Origin of the sequence: Acidovorax sp. CF316, assembly GCF_000276605.1 — a bacterium.
In the GTDB taxonomy this organism is placed as follows: Bacteria; Pseudomonadota; Gammaproteobacteria; order Burkholderiales; family Burkholderiaceae_C; genus Acidovorax.
Genome location: NZ_AKJX01000252.1, coordinates 1 through 4,198 on the forward strand (window position 1 = coordinate 1; position 4,198 = coordinate 4,198).

Genomic DNA, 4,198 nt, shown 5'->3' on the forward strand with positions numbered 1-4,198 from the left:
CTGGCAGCCGCCGCCATTGTCAGCCTGCTGCTATCACTGCTCTTTGGCCCTGCACTGCAGGCGGTTGAAGAGCGGGTGGGTGACTGGGTCTGGCGCCTGGGCTCCCAGAAGACCGAGGAGCGCCGTGTCCTCGTGGTCGATATCGACGAAAAATCGCTCGCCGAAGTCGGTCCCTGGCCCTGGCCGCGCAGCACGCAGGCGCGCCTGATCGAGCAGATCGCCCAGATGGGCGCGCGCGAGCAAATCCTGGACGTGGTCTTCACCGACCCACGTGACGATGACGCGTCGTTGCTCGCCGCCGTGGCAGAGCACCGGCCGGTCCTTGCCCAGGTCTTTGCGTTGGGCGCATCCGGTCCTGGCACAGGGTTGCCGCAGCTCAGCGAGCAGGCGGCGCCGCGCGTGGGTCAGCCCGCGGGTGCGCTGGACTGGGCCAGCTGCCCGGCACCCTTCTCGGAAGCCCTGGGGCACCTGTCCAATTTCCCCGCGCTGGCGGCCCTCGGTGACATGCCCCAAGGGCGCACCGGCCACATCAGTCCCCGCATCGCAGACGATGGCGTGGTGCGCCACCAGCCGGCCATCATCTGCTGGCAAGGCAAGTCCTACCCCTCGCTGGCCATCGCCTCGCTGCTGCGCGCCACCTCCGAAACCAGCCTGCTGCTGCAGCGCGGCGGTTGGTGGGACGCACCCTGGACCCTGGGCAGCGCCGGCCAGGCATTGCCCGCACTGCCCCTGGATGAGCGGGGCAACATGCGGGTGGCCTGGCGCCTGCACCCCGACAGTTTCGTGAGCATTCCTGCCGCCGACGTGCTGGCGGGCCGTGTGCCGACCGACATCATGACCGGCGCCTGGGTGCTGGTGGGTGCCAGCGCCTTCGGCATGAACGACACCATCGCCACTCCTTACAGTGGTGCCAGTGCCGGGCTGCTTGCGCACGCCCAGATCCTGAGCGCCCTGGTGGACGGGCATACACCCTATACCCCGCGCGCCGCCTTGCCCCTGCAGGCGATCGCTGCCGCACTGGGCGCATTGCTGTTGTGGCTGCTGGTGCGGCTGGCCGGGCAGGGGGGGGCGGCTGTGCGCGACGCCCAGGCACCCACGCCCTCGCCCATGCTGCGCATGCCGGTGTACCTGCTGCCCGTGGCCGCCCTGGCCTATGCGCTGGCGCTGGTGGTGGCACATGCCCTGGCACTGTGGCTGGCCGATGTGTGGGTGGGTTGGCTGCTGCCAGCCGTCTTCGTACTGCTGGCCGGGGTGTTTGCCGGAACCATCGAGCATGCCCGCAGCCGCAGCGAGCGGGACCGCCTTTACCAGCACCTGGCCAGCTACCTGCCGGCGCCCGTGGCGGCAGCACTGGCGCTGCAGCCGCCGTCGAGCGCCATCCGCGCCAGCACGCGGCAGGTCAGTGTGCTGCTGGCAGACATTCGCAATTTCTCGGCCTACTGCGAAGCCCGTCCGCCGGAAGAGGCCGCAGCCGTGCTGCACGCCTTCTTTTCTGCCGCGAGCCGCATCGTGCAGGCGCATGGTGGCGTCATCGAATCCTTCCAGGGCGATGCCGTTGTTGCCGTGTGGAATGGTGCGGACGATGTCCCCCCGCCTTCAACGGCCGATGACCAGCACGCGCAGGTCCATTCACGACAGGCTGTCGCCGCCGCGCTCGACCTGCTAACGGAATCCTTCAAGCTGCTGCCCGACCCCGCCCCCGCCGGCCTGGAGCCGCTGAGCCTGGGTCTGGGCCTGGAAACCGGCCCCGCCATGGTGGGGTCCTTCGGCCTGGCCAGCCGCCGCACCCACACGGTCATGGGCCGCACCATCACCATTGCCAGCCGCTTGGTCGACCTGACGGTGGACCTCGCCCACCCCATCCTGGTGGGTGAGGGCATGGCGGCGCAGTTGGGCGGGCAGTTCTCCCTGGGTGCGCGGGCCGATGGCCGCGGCGCGCCGGAAACGCAGCACCTGCAGTCCATGGGCACCTTCCTGCTGGAAGGCCTGCGCGTACCCCACCATATATATGCTGTGCCCCTGGACACCCTGGCGGCCGAGCACCCGCCTGAACCGGGAGACAGCCAGGCGGCCCAACTCACAGCCCATGGCACAGCGTAGGCGGCACTACCATTTTTCTGCCCAATCCTGCGCAGCATCCGCCCCTTCGGGTTCAATGCCCCGCACGGTGTGGCTGCTCGCAATGGCCATGTGCGCGGCAACGGCCGCGCAGGCACAGTCCCCGGCGTCACCCGCCGCAAGGCCGGGCAAGGCCCTGCCTCCCCTGGCAGCCCCGGCCCAGGAGATAGTGCCTGCGTTCAATGTCCCCCAGGTTCCGCCAGCCGGGGCACAACCCAGCGCTGCGGAGGCGGCCGTGGCTGCCGTGTGCATCCCGGTGCCCGACGGCACGCCCGCCGACCGCCTGACCCCTTATGTGATCACCTGCCAGCGCGTGCCCGAATGGCTAGCCCAGCTGGGTGCCCTGCTCAACAAGGAAGGCCGCTACGACGAAGCTGCCGAGCACCTGGAGCGCTCGCTCATGCTCGCTCCCGACCAGATCCAGGCCGGGCTCGACTACGCCGTGGCACTGGCTGGCGTGGGCGACCTGCTCAGCGCCACCCAGTTGCTGGGCCAGTGGCTGGCCCGCCCCGACCTGCCCGACACCCTGCGCGCCAGCCTGGCCCAGGCCCAGCAGCGCTATGCGGCCGCGGGCCGTGCCAGCACCGGCTGGCAATGGCGCCGCCACGCCGGGCTGCGGCTGGGGCGCGACAGCAACCTGCTCGGCGCCCCCAGCATCACCAGCCTCACGCTGACACTGCCCACCGGCAACATCACCCTGCCAGTGGAAGAAAGCAGCCTGCCCCGCCCCGGCGCATACACCCGCGCTGACCTGCGCATGGACCTGGCGCGCCAATGGGCCGACGGCCAGCGCGTTGAGGTAGCTGCCGCAGTGCTGGCCCGCTCCGCCCCCCGGGCCTCGCAAACCGGAACCACGCAAGCTGAACTCGCCGGCGAGTACTCCCGCCTGGCGGGTGAAATCGGCTCGGCCGGTGATACGACCTTGCTGCAGCACTACACCGGCGCTGCGGTGGCCAGCCTGCACACACGCGGTGGCACACGTTACGCCAGCTTTCATCTGGGCACGGGCCTGCAGCTGCAAGACAAATACATGCCTACCAATGGCTCGGGCCCACTGGGCCCGCAAGGGTTGTCGGCAATATGCAACACGCGGGTGGGGGCCGAGGCGCAGCTGCGCAATCTATATAGCAACCCTGTGCTCTCGGGCCGCTATGCAGGCCTGGCCGTGTTGTGGAGCTGCAATGCACAGCCCCAGCAGGTGCTGGCCGATGGCGCGGGCCTGGCATTCAGCCAGTGGCAGATCGGCGTGCGCGCCGGCGTCGACTCGCCCACCGATGCCACCCGCCCCGGTGGCCGCCAGCAGCAGTACAGCCTGCGCGCCGCCACCCACCTGGGGCCCCGCTGGTACCTGGACGCAGAACTGGGCCACAACCGCGACACCACCGCCTACAGCGCCATCCTGGACAACGGGCGCGTGCGCAACACCACCCGCCTGTCCCTGCGCGCCGAGTACCAGCACCCCCTGCCCAGTCTGGCGCCAGGCGCCGTGGCGGTGTTCGGCTTCGAAGGCTTCAAGCAGACCGCCAACCTGTCCCTGTTCGCCATCCGCAGCAGCGGGCCCTACATCGCCATTCGCGGGCAGTGGTAGCGCCACGGGTCAAAGCCTGCGCGCCAGAAGGCGTCGGGCGAAACAGGCTTATTGGTCGTCAGCCAATGATTCTTGTAGAAGATCCCCCTGAATGTTGGCCTGCTGCAACATCGGGAGGCTCAGACTGGCGTCGCTCACAAGCGCACGGTACTTGTGATCCGCGTCACGCCCCGTCCGGTGGGATGCTTGCTACACTTCATCCCAAGTTGGCTAGGCATTGCTCTTGACCACTGGCATTTTTTTAAAAGTGCGTGTGATAATGCCAGAGCAAACTTGTAAAGATGGGGCTGAACGGGCACGCACGGCAGGTAAGCGTGGTGCACTAGACGGGCTGGCCTTGCTTTAGCAACTTGTTTTCATTTTTTAACTGTTAATAGGAAGTTTCAAATGCCTAAGCAAATTTTTGGTGTCGACGCGACTGTGACTATGCTGAACCGCGCGTTCAACGACCAGTCTCCTGCCAACTCTGTGTACAACAACCAAGTGGCCCAA

General features: G+C 68.0%; 2 protein-coding genes. Both read left to right on the plus strand.

The window, feature by feature from the left end; all coding sequences use genetic code 11:
* A partial coding sequence (locus PMI14_RS28705; protein ID WP_035206250.1) for a CHASE2 domain-containing protein occupies nucleotides 1-2,100 on the plus strand: 2,100 nt, incomplete at its 5' end.
* Between the two features lie 253 nt (nucleotides 2,101-2,353).
* Nucleotides 2,354-3,706 carry a c-type cytochrome biogenesis protein gene (locus PMI14_RS28710; RefSeq protein ID WP_035206252.1) on the plus strand — a complete coding sequence of 451 codons (1,353 nt, stop codon included), beginning with the start codon at nucleotides 2,354-2,356 and terminating at the stop codon, nucleotides 3,704-3,706.
* The last annotated feature ends 492 nt before the right edge of the window (nucleotides 3,707-4,198 follow it).